Here is a 17,548-nt window from a genome sequence, read left to right as displayed (position 1 = left end):
ACTAAAACTTCCTAAGGAATAAGTTGCTATAATTCCACAATAAACTTAGAGTTTAGTTAGGAATCTTGTATGAATATAACAATCATAGGAACAGGCTATGTAGGATTGGTGAGTGGAACATGCTTTTCTGAAATGGGGAATAAAGTCTATTGTGTGGATACACAAGAGAGTAAAATACAAGATTTAAAATTAGGTAAAATTCCTATTTATGAGCCGGGATTAGAGGATTTAGTAGTCAAGAATTATGACCATAGGAATTTATTTTTTACAACTTCTTTACAAGAAGCATTAAAGGATTGTGAAATAGTCTTTATTGCTGTTGGCACACCTATGGGAGAGGATGGAAGTGCAGATTTGCAATATGTTTTGGATGCTGCAAGAGAAATTGGCGAAATTATGCAAAAACCTTTAATTGTTGTTAATAAATCTACTGTTCCAGTAGGCACAGCACATAAGGTAAAAAGGGTTATTCAAGAATCTTTACAAAAGCGAGATTTAAATATTAGTTTTAGTGTCGCAAGCAATCCAGAGTTTTTAAAAGAGGGCGATGCGGTTAATGATTTTTTGAAACCCGATAGAGTGATTATTGGCACAGAGGATAAAACAAGTGAAGAGGTTTTAAAAGAGCTCTATGCTCCTTTTGGCAGGAATTATGACAAAATTATTACGATGGACATTCAAAGTGCGGAGATGACAAAATATGCAGCTAATGCAATGCTTGCAACAAAAATTAGTTTTATTAATGAAATAGCTAATATTTGTGAAGCGGTGGGTGCAAATGTGAATGATGTCCGGAGGGGTATTGGGAGTGATAAGAGAATAGGTTATAGCTTCATTTATGCAGGTTGTGGGTATGGAGGGAGTTGTTTTCCAAAAGATATTAGAGCACTTAGTAAAATCGCTTTGCAATCAGGGATTAATCCAAGAATTATTAATGCAGTAGAGGAAGTTAATAAAGAGCAAAGAAAGATTCTAGCAAAAAAAATCATCCAGCATTTTGGGGAAGATTTAAGGGATAAAAGCTTTGCAATTTGGGGGCTTAGTTTCAAGCCAGAAACCGATGATATGCGTGAGGCAACCTCTATCGTGCTTATTAATGAGTTAGTAACAAAAGGTGCTAGGTTTAAGGTTTATGATCCAAAGGCTATGGAAGAGGCAAAGACAAATTATTTAAAAGGTGTTCCTAATATTACTTATGCATCCAGTAAATATGAAGCTTTAAAGAATTGCAATGCTTTGGTGCTTGTTACGGAATGGAAAGAATTTAGAAGTCCAGATTTTGATGAGATTAAAACATTGTTAAAAGAGCCTATTATTTTTGATGGTCGCAATCAATACAATATAAAACGGCTCCAAAGAATGGGGTTTATGTATTACCAAATTGGTGTGAAAGAATGTTAAAGTATTTTATTTATTTAAGTGTTTTATGGTTTGTTGGTTGTGCGGATCATCCTGTGAATTTCATAAAGCTTACCCCGACTTCTTTGCAAGAATCTTATATTCAAGCTACCAGAAAGACAGAAATTATTTATCAAGAAAAAACACAAATTATCCTCATAGCTACGCATTTGAATGCATTTGATGAGGAAGCTTATCCTAAACAAAAGGGAGAAATATTTTTTGTCAGTGTTTATCAAAGTGATGGGAAGAAAGATTTTTTAAAAGCCTATAATCTTGTTTTAAATAGCGGACAAAAACCTCTTAAAGTAACGCCCTTAAAAGCCAGTGAATTGCAAGGACTAATAGCAGAATACGCAATACCTTGGGGAGAATATTATTTATTGGAATTTTCCCCTCAAAATAAACGCATTCAAGATAGATTAAGTATCACACTATCCCATAAAAAATTTGGGGAAAATACTCTAAATTTTGGCTTTAAAGCCATTCAAAAGTGATGATGCGATTAGATAAAGCTTGTATTCAAAAGGGATTCTTTCTATCAAGGAACAAAGCCCAAGAAGCTATTAAAAGAGGACTTATAAGCGTTAATGAAGTGATAATGCTTAAATCCTCTTTAGAAGTTTCTTTAGAGGATGAAATCACCCTTAAGGAAGAGAAAAGTTTTGTAAGTAGGGCAGGGGAGAAGCTTTTTGGCTTTTTATCTAATCATTCCTTTGCTTTAGAGGGCTTAAACGCATTAGATATAGGATCTAGCACAGGAGGATTCACACAAGTTTTATTACAAAAGGGTATAAAAGCTGTTTATTGTGTAGATGTGGGTAGCCACCAATTACATAGCACCTTAAGGCATAATCCTAAAATTCAGCTTTTTGAGAAAACAGATATTAGAAGCTTTGCTGCATTATCTCCACTAAAAGCTTATGATATTGTTGTTTGTGATGTTTCTTTTATCTCTATTTTTTCTATTTTGAAGAGTTTTCAAGGGTTAATTGGTCGGTGGTTAATTTTGCTTTTTAAACCACAATTTGAAGTAGGGAGGAGTGCAAAACGAAACAAAAAGGGGGTGGTGATAGATAATCAAAGCATCCAACAATCGCTTAAAAGCACGCTAGAGTTTTTGAGAGAAAATGGCTTGAGAGTCCGTATTTGTGAAAAATCTATTATTAAGGGAAAGGAGGGGAATGAAGAGTTTTTTATCGCTTGTGAAAGAGCCTAAAGAGGCTTCTAAGATTACAAGTATTGCTTTAGGGAAATTTGATGGTATGCATATTGCTCATTTTGAACTTTTTAAGGCTTTAGATGAAGGGGGTGCAATTTTGTGTATTGAATCAAATATGGGAGAGTTACTCCCTAAAAAATATCGGCAATTCTTTATCTCTTACCCAATTTATCACCTTTCTTTAGAGTTAGTCAAAGAAAAGAATGCTAAAGAGTTTTTAAGGCTTCTTTTAAGTATTTTGCCAAATCTTACCCATATTGTTGTGGGCTATGATTTTCGATTTGGTAAGGATAGGGCTTATTATCCCTTTGATATTAAAAAGCATTTTTCAGGTAAGCTAACCATTGTTAATGAAGTATTTTATAAAAAACTCTCTGTGCATAGTGGTTTAATCAAAGAATTATTATTAAATGGCAATATTAAACAAGCTAATAGGCTTTTAGGACGACTTTTTGAGATTAGGGGAGAGATTATTAGGGGGCAAGGAATAGGGCAGAAAAGCCTTGCTGCAACCATTAATTTAAAAAATGATGGATTTTTGCTTCCACAAGAGGGAGTATATGCAGGTTATGTGCAATTGGGAAAACAAAGCCATACAAGTTTTAAATATCCAGCAGTAATTTTCTTAGGCAACCGCGTAAGCACGGATAAGACTTTTGCTATTGAAGGGCATTTATTAGGACAAAATATAGAAGTTACAGAAAAAGAGGCGGGATTTTATTTTTATAAAAAGATCCGCGATAATGAATATTTTAATACCTTAGAGCTTTTAAAGGCACAAATTCAGCAAGATATACAAAAAGCTTGTAAAATCTTAAAGTTAGAGCAATCCTGTGGATAAAATTTTTACACAATCTTTGCAGAAGCAATTTGAATTTGATGAAAAGGTTGCGGGGGTTTTTGATGATATGCTTAGTCGCTCTATCCCCTATTATAAAGAGGTTTTGTCTTTAAGTGCGGATTTTGCTTTGCGCTTTTTAAAAGAAGATTCTATTTTGTTAGATTTAGGCACTTCCACAGGAACTATGTTGCTTGAGATATTAGCAAAAGCGGATTTTAAACTTAATCTTATTGGGATAGATAACTCCTCTTCTATGTTAAAAATTGCAAAGAATAAGCTAGACGCTTATGGGATGGAAGCAAAGCTTATTTGTGGAGATATTTTAAAGGAGGAATTTCCAAGATGTGATGGTATTATTGCCAATTACACTTTACAATTCATCCGCCCTTTGCATAGAGAAAAACTCATCCAAAAGATTTATCATTCTTTGAAACCTGAAGGTTTTTTTATCTTTTCAGAAAAAATCATTTGTGAGGATAAACGATTAGATTTTGCAATGATTGATTATTATTTGCAAAGCAAGAAAAAACAAGGTTATAGCGAATTTGAAATTACCAAAAAAAGAGAGGCTTTGGAGAATGTTCTTGTGCCCTATAGTGAGAGAGAAAATAAAAAGATGCTAAGAGATTCTGGCTTTAAAGGCATAGAAACCCTTTTTAGATGGGTAAATTTTGCTACATTTATCGCTATGAAAGAATGAAGTAGTTGTTGCATTAACCTTAATAAATTAACCTACATCAATAATTTATTGCTCTTTAGAATGTAAAATATCTTTTTAAACTTTCAATATAAAGAGTAAAAATGACAAAAGAACAGATTACAATTATTAAAGAATGTGTGCCAATTTTGCAAAAAAATGGTGAAAGCTTAACCAAAGAATTTTATAGGGTATTGTTTGAAACTTATCCTGAAGTAAAACCAATGTTTAATAAGGATAAACAAGTATCTGGTGAGCAACCAAAAGCTTTAGCGTTAGCCATATTAATGGCAGCTAAAAATATAGAAAATTTAGAGAATACAAGGGGATTTGTAGAGAAAGTCGCTAAGACTCATATAAGTTTAAATGTAAAAGAAGAGCATTATCCGCTTGTTGGGGAATGCCTTTTAAAAGCCATTAAAAATCTTTTAAACCCTAATGATAAAGTGCTTAAGGCTTGGGAAGTAGCCTATGGCAAAATTGCTCAATTTTATATAGATATAGAAAAAAAGCTCTATGAAAAGCAAAAATAATTAGGTTTTAAGGAAACCTAATTATTTTAATATCCTTTTTAGATAATTTTGCTACATAAATAATGCTATAATAAGCCATTTTCAATGAGTATTATAAGCATTAATTTTAAATTTTAACTCTCTTAACCAAACAATAAGTAGATTACATTTGAATAGCTACAAAAGGATAAAAATGTCTCTAAGTTTTAAATCCATTCCTTTAAAAGAATTTTTAGAATCTCATAATAAGGATTATGCGGATTCTAAAGTATTTGGGCTAGAGAAGTTTAAAGAAAAAGTTGCGCAATATTTGGAATCCCTTGAGAAACACAAAGAGCAAAATGAAAAAGCCCTTGTTGCAAATGTTCTTGCACCCTTTTTGCAAGGGTTAGGATTCCACGCTCAAGCAGCTTTCAAACAAAAAGGCAATAGCGAAATTGACTTGGCTTTGCTTAAAGATGGCAATGTGGAAATCATTATTGAAGCAAAAAAGCCCGAAAACTCAACCGAAATGTTGAGCGAAAGCAACCCCAATTGCAAGGCATTGCACGAGTGTATCCTCTACTATTTACGCGAACGAGAAGGGGAAAATCAAAGCTTGATACGCAATGCAAGTGTGCGCTATATTATCATGACTAATTTTTATCAATTCTATATCTTTTATGCGTTAGAATTTAAAAGGCTCATTGAAGCAAATAAAGAGATTCAGAAAGTTTATAAAAAACTCAATGAAAAAGGGAGCTTGATAGAGAATCAAAACGATTTTTATAATGAGCTCTCCAAAATTTTAGATTCTAACGCTGCGGGGGGGGGGGGATTATCTCTTCAATGCATATTCTTTGATTTACGCAACGACAAACACTTAAATATTGCACATAAGATTCTAAATAGGGATTTCTTGCACCACGAATACAAAAGAGATCCCAACGCTCTTAATCCCAAATTCTACTATGAGCTTTTGCATATTTTGGGCTTAAAAGAAATAGAGACTAAGGGCAAGATTCTTATTCAAATAGACGAGGCACAAAAAAGCAGCTTCGCAAAACATATCAGCGACAAGCTAAAAAACGATAATAAACCAAGTGATTTTGAAACCACGATGAGCCATATTATCGTGTGGCTCAATCGGATTTTGTTTTTGAAACTTATTGAAGCAAACTTGCTGCATTTTAATGATTTTGATAAAAACTTGCAATTCTTAACCTCTACAAAAATCACGAGTTTTAGCATTTTGGCTCATCTCTTTTTTGAAGTGTTGGCAAGGGATTATGCGGAGCGAAAGCAAGATAAGGGCTTTAACTTCCTGCCTTATCTTAATTCCTCACTTTTTATCCAAGATGAAAAAGAAATTTGCGACTTAAGTGCGCTTGATGATACTTTAGAGATTTTGCCCTTTGCCACTACACAAACAGAATATAAAGAGGGAAAATCTGTCCGCTTTCTTACCTATCTCTTTGATTTCTTAGAATGCTTTGACTTTGGCAAAAGTCAAGATTCTAGCACAAGCGACAAACTGATTAATTCAAGTGTGCTTGGTGCGATGTTTGAAAAGCTCAATGGCTATCAAGAGGGCAGTTTCTATACCCCAAACTTCATTACCTCCTATATGTGTAAGGAAAGTTTGCAAAAAATCGTATTGGAGAAATTCAATGCACAAAATCCTCAATGGAACGCAAAAACTTTAGAAGATATAGACGAAGAAATACAGAGAGAAAAGCGAAAGCAAAGAGAAAATAGCACACAAATCAAAGAAAGATACAAAAAACTTTTAGAAGGCATTAGAATCTGCGACCCAAGCGTGGGTAGCGGACATTTTCTCGTCTCTGCATTAAGTGAAATGGTGAGCGTTTATTATAGACTTGGGCTTTTGGAAATTGATTGTGAAGATTTGCGGATTTTAGATGATGAAATTTATCTAACTAAAGGCAGCAAAAATTTCACCTATCAAAGACCAGAGGGCGAACAAGATAAAAATCACCAAATCCAAAAGGAACTTTTTGAACTTAAAAAATCTATTATTGAAAACAATCTCTTTGGCGTGGATATTAATCCCAATTCGTGCAATATCGCAAGGCTACGCCTTTGGATAGAGCTACTTAAAAACGCCTATTATCTTAACTTTTCTAAAGATAAAGATTCTAAAATTCATAAGCTCCAAACTCTACCCAATATTGATATAAATATTAAGTGTGGGAATAGTTTAATCTCACATTTTGACACTTATGAGTATGATAAGCAACAAAACCCACAAAGAGGAACTTTTGCGTGGCTAAAAAAACAGGATTCTACATTTAGTAAAAACTTCAAAGAAAAACTTCTGCGCTACAATGAACTCGTGCAAATTTATAAAGAAAAGCTAGGCAACAAACAAGACATAGATAAAGAAATACATTCGCTAAAAACATTCTTTAAAGATGCGCTTATTAATAATGGCTACATAATGGAATCTTTAGAGAAAAATTTAAGGGCATTCGTGCGAATTTATGGCGATGAATGCTTTGATATGGAAACGCCCTTTGGTATGGAGATAATAAGGATTATTAGAAAAAAGAATCTTAAATTCCAACCCACCCTGGAGGAGCTAGAACCTAAGCCTATAGACAAAAAGGGACAAGATTTACTCGCCCTTATCCAGAAAGAATTTGAAACTTTAGAATCTCTACGTAAAAGTGATACTTTTGAATGGCGTTTCGCATTTCCTGAAGTGCTAGATTTAGAAACTTTTGAGGAAAAACAAAAGCGAGTGAGCGCAAATAATGCAATCAAAGCCACAGAGGGTAAAGAAAACAAACAAGAAATAAAAGATACTTTTGGAGATTTTCTAGGCTTTGACTTGGTGATTGGTAATCCACCCTATATCCGACAAGAAGAAATCAAACACTTAAAACCTCATTTGCAAAAAGCCTTTAGCATTTACAAAGGCACGAGCGATATTTATACCTACTTCTACGAACTTGGGCTTAAGATTCTTAAAGACAATGGTATCTTAAGCTTCATCACCTCTAATAAATGGTGCAGAGCTGCCTATGGCGAGCCTTTACGCAAATTTTTGCTTGAAAACACCACCATCAATGCCTATCTGGATTTAAATGGTGTGAAAGTTTTTGAATCCGCCACAGTGGATACGAGCATTTTAGAGTTTCATAAGGCAAAAGCCGATGCAAGCCACAGCCTAAACTATGCAAACCCAAAGGATTATAACCCCAAAGAAAACGAACCCTTAGAGGAGAGCTTAGAGCTTACTCAAATCCCACAAGATTCCCTAAGCATTGATTCCTTTATTTTCACAAGCCCAGAAATTGCAACCTTAAAGGCAAAGATTGAAAAAATCGGCACACCGCTAAAGGATTGGGATATAAATATAAATTATGGTATCAAAACAGGCTACAATGAAGCCTTTATTATAGATACTAAAAAACGTGAGGAGATTTTAAATGCGTGTGCTAATGAGGAGGAGAGAGCAAGGACAAAGGAGCTGATTAAGCCTATTTTGCGTGGGAGAGATATTAAAAGGTATAGTTATGAGTGGGCGGGATTGTGGATAATCAATGTCCATAATGGCTACACAATAGACGATTCGTCTCTTGGCGGCTTTTGCGGGAGTTTGGATTTGCCTCACTGCGAAGCACAAAAAAGTGTGTCTCATTCCTCAAATCCTACGCAATCCACAAAATCCACGCAAGATACTAGAATCGCAAATGCTTCTCTCAAAGATTCTAAAACACAAACTAAAGAAGTTCAAAAAATTAAAATTCCGCCTATTGATATAGATAAGTATCCAACACTTAAGACTTACTTTGATAAGGTGGCGAGTGAGGGCAAACAGAGCAAGGGCAAAGGATTCTATAACCGAGATGATAAAGGCATAACGCCCTATAATCTTAGAAATTGTGCGTATTTACCTGAATTTGCCAAACCTAAAATCGTATATAGTGAAATCGTTAGAGAACCACAATTTTATTTAGATAATGGTGAGTTTAAGTTTGGGTATTTCTATGCAGAAGCAACAAGCTTTATTTTAAGTGGTAATAAAAACTTTAAAAGCTCCCTAGAATACCTTTTAGGGCTTTTACATTCTAAACTTTGCACTTTTGCCTTTAAGGAATTTTATGCAGGAGGGGGATTAGGAGAAAGTGGCTATCGCTACAAGAAAGCTTTTTTAGAAAATCTCCCAATCCCCAAAATTACTCAAAGCCAAGAAGCAGAATTTATAGCAATCATGCGAGAGATTATAGAGTGCAAAAAGTCTTTAGGAGCTAAGGGCAACAAAAATACTCGCTCGCTTCGTGGTGCGGAAATCGTGGAAAAAGGAGGCAGTAGTGCCTCCGCACGATTAGAGCTAGAAGCGAATAAGCGAGGCTCTCCCCTTGATTGCCAAAAAAGCGGCGTCTTTTTTGGGGCTAAGGGGAGCGTGGAGGGGATAAACCCTTTTTTGCGAGAAGAAAAAGACTCTAATAATAAAGAAGAGTTGCAAGATTTAGAATCTCGCCTTGATTCTTTAGAAACTAAACTAGATTCTATGGTTTTCTCCCTCTATGGATTAGATGAGAAAGAAATAAATATTATTGTGCGGGGGGGGGGGGCAAAATATAGTTTAGCTTACCTGCTCCTTGCCTGTGTGGAATCTCAACTTATTGTTTTAGTGAAGTTGCTTTGTGAAAATTTTGAATTAGAGTTAAAAGAAACCTTTAAATTCTGTGAGGGACTTAAAGTGCCACAAAAACAATATCAAGGCAAGATTATCTATCCAAATATGGCAAAGGAATTTATTGCTTATCTTGATATGCAAGGATTTTTTACTAATCAAAAATGTTTCATTTTAAGCGATAATATAAAAGATAAAAATAGATTACTCTATCTAACTGCGATTCTCAACTCTAAGACAAACTTTTGGTATTTTAAACAAATTGGAGCAACTTTAGGTGTGAGTGGTTATGAAATGAGCAAAATCTTTGTAGAAAAACTACCTATTATAGAGACACACAAAATAGATTCTACACTTTTAAAAGAGATTGAAAATCTTGCAAGTGAGATTTTGCAAACCAAAGCAGATTCTAAAAACCTACAATCTCACCCGCTCGGTGTGGAAGCGTTGAATCAAGAGAGAGATGATGCTAGAGAGAACAACAATTCTAAGGTAAATCATACCAATGCACAAGCAGAAGCAGTTGAGATGAGAAATTGTGGTTTTCAAGCACGAAACGAGGGAGTTAGTAAAACACTAATGACCGAAGTTGAGAGCGAAGAATCCGCAATTTATCGCTCAAATGCAACGCTAAAAACTTTAGAATCGCACCTTGATTCTTTGATTTATAAAGCTTATGGATTGAATGAAAATGAGATAAACTTAATTGAATCTGAATTATCAACAAGAGAGAGAGAACAGAAATAATTGAGAATCTTTATCGTTTATATACGCAATTTTATGATTCCACTTGCAATTTTACAATGGAAGCTCAAATTACATATCAAGGTAAGATTCTTTATCCTTGCATAATGGCAAATGAATCTTGTTTTGTGTATGAGGAAAAAGGCTTTTTTGCTCTAGCCCCCGCAAATCTCATTACAGGCAAAGAATGTGATATGAAATATCTTACAGGGTTTTTAAACTCTTCTTTTGTATATTTTCTTATGCGTGAATTTTATATGGGAGGAGGTATTGAAGGTGAGTTAAAAACAAATAATCTTTTAAAACTCCCTATCCCAAAAACCACCAAAGCAAACCAACATATCGTGAATCAAATCATTGCTTTAGTTGATGAGATTCTAAAACTTAAGGCAAAAGATTCCACCTTTGATATTTCCGTTTTAGAATCCCAAATTGATAAATTAGTGTATAAGCTGTATAATCTAAATCAAAGCGAAATTAAGATTATAGAGAAATAACCGACTTTACTATTTAATATGTTAAAATATATAAAAATACAAAAGAGTGATAACAATGAAATGGTTTAAATGGGTTTTATTTGGCATTTTAACTGCTGGTATAGGCTTTTGGATTTATAAATTGTGTAAAAGAGATTCTGAGACAAATTTATCTCTTGATAGCTTTGCTGAAGGTTATACCAATGGATTTTCTGCTATATCCTCACCAACTGCACCCAAAAAATATGGACAAATTACACAAGAGATTCAACAAAAACAAATACAAGCCTATAAACAAATTAATGCAAATCATAAAGAACAGAGAACAAAACTCAAGACTTTGACAAATGAATAAGAAGCCTGTAAGAAAAAATAATCCACCAAATGATACAAACCCACAAAATCAATTAAATATACAAAATAATATTTTTATGGAAAACGAACTTAACGCAATAGGCAAACTCCCCGAACCTTTAGCACAACGAGCTATGAATTTGCTTGAAAAAACTGCTGAATATAAAATGCAAATAGATAGGGAAATTCTTGAATTAGAAAGGCAAGAACAAAAGAATAGAGTGTCAAGTATGCGTTGGTTTTATGGTTTGCAAGGGTTGGGGGCTATCACAGCTGTTATCGTTATCGTTGGAAGTTTGGGCTTTGGTGCATATCTAGCCATAAATGATAAACCCAATGCTTGGCTCTCACTTATTCCAGCAATTATTACTTCTGTTGTTAAGTTAGGCAATATTAAAAACCATAGAAAATCCTAACACTATAAACTCAAAACCTTACTTTTCATATTTCTACCTAGGATTTAAAATTAATCAATCAATCTATAAATTCTAGGCTACAACAACCCGATACACATTATAAAATCTAAATATGTAATCTAAGATTTATTGTTTTAACTTATGTGATATTTGTGGGATATTTGCAATCACTCTTACCTAGAAATGCTATAATTGATGAAATTTTAGGAGAAATTTATGCAGATATTAGAAGTTTTAAAGACTCTTATCACTTATCCCACTATTACCCCAAAGAATGCGGTATTTATAAGTTTATTAAAGAATTTTTACCCGATTTTGAAGTTTTAGAATTGAATAAAAATAATGTTAAAAATCTTTTTTTGTATAAACAATTTCAAGGAGAGGGGGAGAGGAGGGATTTATGTTTTGGCGGGCATATTGATGTTGTCCCTCCCGGGGATGGTTGGGAGGCTTTTACTCCAGTGGCTAAAGGAGGGTATCTCTATGGTAGAGGCACACAGGATATGAAAGGAGGGGTTGCGGCTTTTCTTTGTGCCATAAAAGAATTTTGTGAGAGCAAAACACATTCTTTTAATGGTATCCTATCGATTCTTTTAACAAGTGATGAGGAGGGAGAAGCAATCTATGGGAGCAAATACGCTTTGCAATCTCTAAAGGAGAGGAACTTACTCCCGCATTTTGCTATTGTTGCAGAGCCTACAAGCGTTAATACTTTTGGTGATATGATAAAGATAGGCAGGAGAGGTTCAATTAATGGAATCTTAAAGATTCAAGGAAAGCAAGGGCATGTTGCTTATCCTAATAAGTGTATCAATCCTGTAGAAATTATCGCACCTATTTTGCCTAAAATTGCGGGTTATAACCTTGATAGCGGGAATGCTTCTTTTGAGCCAAGTAAAATTGTTATTACCGATATAAGGGGGGGTTGGAGGTTGTGAATGTAACCCCTAATGATTTAAAAATTATGTTTAATGTGCGAAACTCTACGCAAACAAGCTTAGAGGATTTAAAGCAATATTTACAAGATCTTTTAAAGCATATTCCTCATACATTAGATCTTAAACAAAGTTCAAAACCTTTTTTAACTAATCCGAATAATTCCCTTGTTGCTAAAGTTATGCAATCTTTACAAACAACACTGCAAATAACGCCCACATTAAGCACAAGTGGAGGCACAAGTGATGCGAGATATTTTGCGGAATACGGAGTAGATGTCGTAGAATGTGGGGTTTGTAATGATAGGATTCACGCTATTAATGAGCGGGTAAAGATAAGTGAGGTAGAAAACCTAAAAAATGTCTTTGTGTCTTTACTAAAGGAGTTTTAATGAAAAATTTTTCTGCATTTTTAGAGGCTACCCAAAAGATTTTTAAAGAGCGATTATTTTTAGATTATTTACGTCGTTTTGCCTATGGGATTGATGCTTCTTGCTATCGTTATATTCCTAAAGCGGTGATTTGGAGTGAGAGTGAGGAGGAGATTAGAGAGCTTATAAAATTGGCATATTATTTTGAAATACCCTTAACCTTCAGAGCTGCGGGAACTTCTCTTAGCGGACAGGCGAGTAGTGAGAATGTCTTAGTGATTTGTCATAAAGAGGAAGTAGAGATTGGTAAAGGGGCTAAGAGCATTATCTGTGATTGTGGAGTGATTGGGAGTTATGCTAATGATGTATTGGCTCCTTACGGTAAGAAAATAGGACCAGATCCAGCGACGATTGCTAGTGCAAAAATAGGGGGATATTCTCTAATAATTCTAGTGGAATGTGTTGTGGAGTGAAGCATAATAGTTACCACACTATTAAATCTGTACGTATTATCTTGCAAGATGGCTCTATTTTGGATACTTCTAGCGAAGAATCATTCCAAGCATTTTGCCAAAGCCACTCCTTGCTTGTAAAGGAATTGTTGCATTTGCGTCAAGAGATTTTAGCAGATAGGGAGCTTCACTCTCTTATTAAGAAAAAATTTAGTATTAAAAACACTACCGGCTATAGCCTTAATGCCTTAGTAGATTTTGATAATCCTAAAGATATTTTCAATCATATTTTTATTGGGGCAGAGGGGACATTGGGGTTTGTTAGCAAAGTAGAGTATTATACTTTAGACAATCACCCGCATAAAGCCTGTGCTTTATTATTTTTTAGTGATATTTATGAGGCTAGTGATGCGATTTTACTTTTTGCTAAACATCAAGATATTATCAATGCAGCAGAGATTATGGATTATGCTTGTTTAAAAAGCGCACAACATTTAGAGGGGATGCCTAAAGAGATATTACAGATTCAAGAAGGGAATTGTGCGATTTTGATACAGCTTGAAGCAAAAACCCAGAATCTTTTGCAAAAAAATATTGATTTTTTAGCACCTAAAATGCAAGCTTTAAAAACACTCTTTGGTGTGTGTTTTAGCTTGGATAAGCAAAAGCAAGATTCTTGGTGGTTAATCCGCAAGGGAATCTTACCCATAGCAGCAGGTAACCGCCCTAAAGGAAGCGTTGTTATTGTAGAGGATATTTGCTTTTTTATAGAGGATTTTACGAAAGGGATTGCAGAGATATTAAAACTTTTTGAAAAATATGCTTTTAAAGGGATTATTTTTGGGCATGCCTTAAGTGGTAATGTGCATTTTATCATTACGCCTAACCTTAATGACAAAGTACAAAATAAAGCCTTTGGAGGACTTATGGATGATTTAGCAAAAGTTGTAGCTAATCTTCAAGGAAGTATTAAGGCAGAACATGGAACCGGGAGAATGGTAGCACCTTTTGTGGAATTAGAATGGGGTAAAAAAGCCTATGCCATTAATAAAAAGATCAAAAATCTCTTTGATGGCAAAAATATTTTTAATCCTAATGTTATTATTAGTGAGGACAAAAATATCCATTTAAAAAATTTTAAGCCCTCCTGGGAAGAATATGATGAGGTAGGAGAGCTTGTTGGGGCTTGTATGGAATGTGGTTTTTGCGAGAAACATTGCCCTAGTAGAAATCTTACATTAACACCGCGTCAAAGAATTAGTGTTTATGTAGAGATTAAACGTTTAGAATCTAAAGATTTCTTGAGCATTAAAGAAAAAGAAGAGCTAGAGGCATTAAAGTTAGGTTATCGTTATTTTGGGATAGAGACCTGTGCGACTTGTAGTGCTTGTGCTAATCTCTGTCCTTTACATATCGATACAGCTTGTGTTGCTAAAAATATTCAAGGCAATTTTCCTAAAATTGCTCATCATATAAGCAAAAATCTTGCACTAACTAGTAGTGCGTTAAAAACTGCTATAAAAGTAGCTAATTGCACGCCACTTTTAAGCCAAAGAATTTCTAGAAAGCTCAATAATTGGATACATACGCCTATTATGCCTCATTGTTTTCCTAATGCAAATCCTAAAAAATTCTATAAAGATTCCGTATTACCCCATAAAAAAGAGGTGATTTATTTTAGCTCCTGTTTAAATAGGATTTTCTCTCCCCCCAAAGAAGCCGATGATAAACGCAATATTCAAGAGGTTTTTCAATCTTTATGCCAAAAAGCAGGGATTAAATACCGCTATCCTAAGAATATTACTGGCTTATGTTGTTCAAAAGCTTTTAAGAGTTATTCTAATATCGCTAGAGAAGTGGCATTAAAGACTTTCAAAGCTTTAAAAGAGATAAGTAATGGAGGAGAAATTCCTATTGTTTGCGACCATAGTGCTTGTTCTTTGGAGTTATTAGAGAGGATAAGAGAGTTTGAAGTTTTAGGAGATGTGAAACTTCAAATTTTTGATATGCCATCTTTTGTATTGCAGTTTATTATCCCCTCCCTTAGAATCTCTCAAAAACCTATAAAAATAGGGCTTTATGCTCCTTGTAGCACAAGATCTTATAAGCAAGAAATTGATAACGAACAAGCCTTAATAGATATTGCTAAGGTTTGTGCGAAAGAAGTTTTTATTCATCAAGATACTAAATGCTGTGGATTTGCAGGTGATAAAGGATTCTTAAATCCCTCTTTAAATACTTCAGCTTTAGAGGGATTTGTAAAGTTCTACCAAAAACAACCCATAGAATTAGGGTATTCTAGTTCTAGCACTTGTGAGATAGGTTTAAGTGCAAATACTAAGAGGGTATGGCAACATATTATTTATCTCTTGGATTCTTGTGCCTTGCAAAAAGAGAGTTAATATATCTCTAGTGGAAAGCTAGATTTTATTCTAGCTTCTGCAATAATATTTGTATGCTCTAATCCATTATCTATAAGCTCTTTTTTTAGTAAAAAAGCTTCTTTTTGGGGTAGGGCAAAGACTAATCCACCCGAAGTTTGTGCATCAAAGAGTAAAATCTCTAAACCTCTATAAGGGGAATCTTTACCAAGTTTAAAATGGCAATGTGGTTTTATACTTTTTTCATTAGCATAACTGCCACCGGGGATTATCCCTTGCTTTGCAAATTCTATGGCTTCTTTAAGGATGGGAACTTCTTGGGAGTAAAGGCAAAGCGTGATATTTGTATTACACATTTCATATAAATGCCCTAAAAGCCCAAATCCCGTTATATCTGTGCAGGCGTGGATGGGGTATTTTTGTGCGATTTGGGCGGCTTTTTGATTGAGTGTTGCCATAATCTTTGCAATAGTATCTTGCATAGTTGAAGAGAGTTTTCCAGCTTTTAGAGCAGTTGTTAAAACTCCCATTCCTAGAGGTTTGGTTAAGACAAAGCAATCCCCTATTTTAGCTTGATTATTCCTCCATATTTTTTGGGGGTGAATGATACCTGTAACACTTAATCCATACTTTTGCTCATTATCTGCAATAGTATGCCCTCCTAATAAAACACCTCCACTTTCTTGGATTTTAGATAATCCTCCTTGTAGAATCTCTTTTAGCAGTGCAGAGGGGATATTACAAGAATCCCACATTACAAGATTAAGAGCGGTTTTAACTTCTCCCCCCATTGCATAAACATCACTAAGTGCATTTGCCGCAGCAATTTGTCCATAAAGATAAGGATCATCTACAACAGGGGTGATGAAATCAGCGGTTTGGATAAGTGCTAAATCCTCATTGATTTGATACACGCCTGCATCTTCATTGCCGATAAAATCCGTTAAGACATTTTTGTCTTGATGGTTAGAGCTTAAGGATAAATGTGCTAGATCTTCCAGACCTACTTTACCTGCTCAACCTGCTACTTTGACAAAATGTGTTATTTTCTTTTTGTCTTTCATTGTTTCCTTGCTTGATTGGGATAGAGAATTGTAATGTTTTTAGCTTATAGAAAAATTTTTTTAAGTTCATCTTTAGTAGTTTTTTATCTAGGCTATATTATTTTAACAATTTTGTTTTTTGGAGTAGAAAATGGAGATTTTGGCTTTTGAACCTTTGGCTATTATTATTCTTGCTGTAATAGGGATCTTTACAGGGGTAATAGCGGGTTGTTTTGGTATAGGTGGAGGAGCGATTGTTGTTCCTATGATGGTTTTATTGGGGAATGATATTAAGATTGCTATTGGTATTTCTATTATGCAAATGATATTTTCATCTTTTTATGGCACTTATATCAATTATAAACAAAGTTATTTAGATTTTAAAGATGGATTTTATGTAGGGATAGGTGGATTTTTTGGTGCAGCTTTTAGTGGGGTTATTCTTGATAGGGTATCTTCTGATATTATAAGTGCGGTTTTTATACTCTTTTTGCTTTATAATCTTTTTAAGCTTTTTAAGATTAATGCTTATGGAGAAGAGGCAAAAATCCATAATCCCTTAAAATCTAAATTTTTTTTAGTAGGTTGTGGGATACTCGTAGGGATTTTTGCTATTTCTTTAGGGATCGGTGGGGGTATGATATTAACACCCCTTTTAGCTTATTATTTGGGCTATAGTAGTAAAAAAATTATCCCCATTGCACTCTTTTTTATTATCTTTTCCTCACTTTCTGGTTTTATTTCTTTATCAATGCACGGATATGTGGATTATAAGCAAGGCTTTATCGTGGGCATTGCTTCTTTAATAGGCGTTAGAATCGGGATTTGGATTTTGAATATTATGGATGCTAAAAGGCATAAATATTTACTTGTAATACTCTATATAGCGGTTTTAAGTGTGATGTTTCAAGAAGTTTTTGATAATTTTAAGTATTTGTTTGATAATAGCTAAGTTTTAAAAAATGGTCGGAGTAGCGGGATTTGAACCCACGACCTCACCCACCCCAAGGGTGTGCGCTAGCCAGGCTGCGCTATACTCCGATAAAATATAAAGCAAAATC

General features: G+C 34.4%; 14 protein-coding genes, 1 tRNA gene and 1 pseudogene. 14 read left to right on the top strand and 2 right to left on the bottom strand.

Annotation, left to right across the window (positions count from 1 at the left end; all coding sequences use genetic code 11):
- Window positions 1–69 precede the first annotated feature (69 nt).
- From CDV25_RS02775 to CDV25_RS02720, 13 genes and pseudogenes are all read left to right on the top strand, one after another.
- Window positions 70–1,401, top strand: coding sequence for a UDP-glucose dehydrogenase family protein (locus tag CDV25_RS02775; protein WP_108910677.1), 1,332 nt, complete (start codon window positions 70–72; stop codon window positions 1,399–1,401).
- Window positions 1,395–1,895: a hypothetical protein gene (locus tag CDV25_RS02770; RefSeq protein ID WP_108910676.1), complete on the top strand. Its 501-nt coding sequence runs from the start codon at window positions 1,395–1,397 to the stop codon at window positions 1,893–1,895. The genes CDV25_RS02775 and CDV25_RS02770 overlap by 7 nt, the downstream gene beginning before the upstream one ends.
- Window positions 1,895–2,617 carry a 23S rRNA (cytidine-2'-O)-methyltransferase TlyA gene (gene tlyA, locus CDV25_RS02765; RefSeq protein WP_349771116.1) on the top strand — a complete coding sequence of 241 codons (723 nt, stop codon included), beginning with the start codon at window positions 1,895–1,897 and terminating at the stop codon, window positions 2,615–2,617. Before CDV25_RS02770 ends, tlyA begins: the two co-directional genes overlap by 1 nt.
- Window positions 2,583–3,461 (top strand): bifunctional riboflavin kinase/FAD synthetase, encoded by an 879-nt coding sequence (locus tag CDV25_RS02760; RefSeq protein WP_108910674.1) that lies wholly within the window; start codon window positions 2,583–2,585, stop codon window positions 3,459–3,461. The genes tlyA and CDV25_RS02760 overlap by 35 nt, the downstream gene beginning before the upstream one ends.
- Window positions 3,454–4,161 (top strand): carboxy-S-adenosyl-L-methionine synthase CmoA, encoded by a 708-nt coding sequence (gene cmoA, locus CDV25_RS02755; protein ID WP_108910673.1) that lies wholly within the window; start codon window positions 3,454–3,456, stop codon window positions 4,159–4,161. Before CDV25_RS02760 ends, cmoA begins: the two co-directional genes overlap by 8 nt.
- A gap of 101 nt (window positions 4,162–4,262) precedes the next feature.
- Entirely contained in the window at window positions 4,263–4,691 is a 429-nt protein-coding gene (gene cgb / locus CDV25_RS02750) for a single-domain globin Cgb (protein ID WP_108910672.1), read from the top strand.
- Window positions 4,692–4,863: 172 nt separating this feature from the next.
- Window positions 4,864–10,062: a type IIG restriction enzyme/methyltransferase gene (locus CDV25_RS02745; protein WP_108910671.1), complete on the top strand. Its 5,199-nt coding sequence runs from the start codon at window positions 4,864–4,866 to the stop codon at window positions 10,060–10,062.
- A 56-nt stretch (window positions 10,063–10,118) separates the two neighbouring features.
- Window positions 10,119–10,556 (top strand): TaqI-like C-terminal specificity domain-containing protein, encoded by a 438-nt coding sequence (locus CDV25_RS02740; RefSeq protein ID WP_108910670.1) that lies wholly within the window; start codon window positions 10,119–10,121, stop codon window positions 10,554–10,556.
- Between the two features lie 55 nt (window positions 10,557–10,611).
- Entirely contained in the window at window positions 10,612–10,890 is a 279-nt protein-coding gene (locus CDV25_RS02735) for a hypothetical protein (RefSeq protein WP_108910669.1), read from the top strand.
- Complete coding sequence (locus tag CDV25_RS02730; protein ID WP_108910668.1) at window positions 10,883–11,305, top strand: hypothetical protein; 423 nt, start codon at window positions 10,883–10,885, stop codon at window positions 11,303–11,305. The genes CDV25_RS02735 and CDV25_RS02730 overlap by 8 nt, the downstream gene beginning before the upstream one ends.
- A gap of 216 nt (window positions 11,306–11,521) precedes the next feature.
- Window positions 11,522–12,632 (top strand): annotated as a pseudogene (dapE, locus tag CDV25_RS02725) (succinyl-diaminopimelate desuccinylase).
- Window positions 12,632–13,084 (top strand): FAD-binding oxidoreductase, encoded by a 453-nt coding sequence (locus tag CDV25_RS10465; protein WP_239056406.1) that lies wholly within the window; start codon window positions 12,632–12,634, stop codon window positions 13,082–13,084. Before dapE ends, CDV25_RS10465 begins: the two are co-directional and overlap by 1 nt.
- Window positions 13,081–15,465, top strand: a complete 2,385-nt coding sequence (locus CDV25_RS02720; protein WP_239056405.1) for an FAD-binding and (Fe-S)-binding domain-containing protein — start codon at window positions 13,081–13,083, stop codon at window positions 15,463–15,465. The genes CDV25_RS10465 and CDV25_RS02720 overlap by 4 nt, the downstream gene beginning before the upstream one ends.
- On the opposite strand, the gene selD is transcribed toward CDV25_RS02720, so the two are convergent.
- The gene (selD, locus tag CDV25_RS02715) at window positions 15,462–16,445 is read right to left on the bottom strand and encodes a selenide, water dikinase SelD (protein ID WP_239056456.1); all 984 of its coding nucleotides are present in this window, start codon (window positions 16,443–16,445) and stop codon (window positions 15,462–15,464) included. The two genes, CDV25_RS02720 and selD, sit on opposite strands and share 4 nt — an antisense overlap.
- Window positions 16,446–16,638: 193 nt before the next feature.
- On the opposite strand from selD, the gene CDV25_RS02710 reads away from it, so the two are divergent.
- Window positions 16,639–17,439 (top strand): sulfite exporter TauE/SafE family protein, encoded by an 801-nt coding sequence (locus tag CDV25_RS02710; RefSeq protein ID WP_108910666.1) that lies wholly within the window; start codon window positions 16,639–16,641, stop codon window positions 17,437–17,439.
- An 11-nt stretch (window positions 17,440–17,450) separates the two neighbouring features.
- Here CDV25_RS02710 and CDV25_RS02705 read toward each other — a convergent pair.
- Window positions 17,451–17,528 (bottom strand) — tRNA-Pro (locus CDV25_RS02705).
- Window positions 17,529–17,548: the final 20 nt, after the last annotated feature.

This window comes from Helicobacter apodemus, from assembly GCF_003097575.1.
GTDB classification, from domain to species: Bacteria; Campylobacterota; Campylobacteria; order Campylobacterales; family Helicobacteraceae; genus Helicobacter_D; species Helicobacter_D apodemus.
This window is presented reverse-complemented; position numbering and strand designations above follow the sequence as displayed.

Bases quoted from the DNA above. Each gene is read 5' to 3' on its own strand.
- CDV25_RS02775 (WP_108910677.1), top strand. From the start codon at position 70: ATGAATATAACAATCATAGGAACAGGCTATGTAGGATTGGTGAGTGGA.
- CDV25_RS02730 (WP_108910668.1), top strand. From the start codon at position 10,883: ATGAATAAGAAGCCTGTAAGAAAAAATAATCCACCAAATGATACAAAC.
- CDV25_RS02740 (WP_108910670.1), top strand. From the start codon at position 10,119: ATGGAAGCTCAAATTACATATCAAGGTAAGATTCTTTATCCTTGCATA.
- cgb (WP_108910672.1), top strand. From the start codon at position 4,263: ATGACAAAAGAACAGATTACAATTATTAAAGAATGTGTGCCAATTTTG.
- tlyA (WP_349771116.1), top strand. From the start codon at position 1,895: ATGATGCGATTAGATAAAGCTTGTATTCAAAAGGGATTCTTTCTATCA.
- CDV25_RS02770 (WP_108910676.1), top strand. From the start codon at position 1,395: ATGTTAAAGTATTTTATTTATTTAAGTGTTTTATGGTTTGTTGGTTGT.
- CDV25_RS02735 (WP_108910669.1), top strand. From the start codon at position 10,612: ATGAAATGGTTTAAATGGGTTTTATTTGGCATTTTAACTGCTGGTATA.
- CDV25_RS02710 (WP_108910666.1), top strand. From the start codon at position 16,639: ATGGAGATTTTGGCTTTTGAACCTTTGGCTATTATTATTCTTGCTGTA.
- CDV25_RS02760 (WP_108910674.1), top strand. From the start codon at position 2,583: ATGAAGAGTTTTTTATCGCTTGTGAAAGAGCCTAAAGAGGCTTCTAAG.
- CDV25_RS02745 (WP_108910671.1), top strand. From the start codon at position 4,864: ATGTCTCTAAGTTTTAAATCCATTCCTTTAAAAGAATTTTTAGAATCT.
- CDV25_RS10465 (WP_239056406.1), top strand. From the start codon at position 12,632: ATGAAAAATTTTTCTGCATTTTTAGAGGCTACCCAAAAGATTTTTAAA.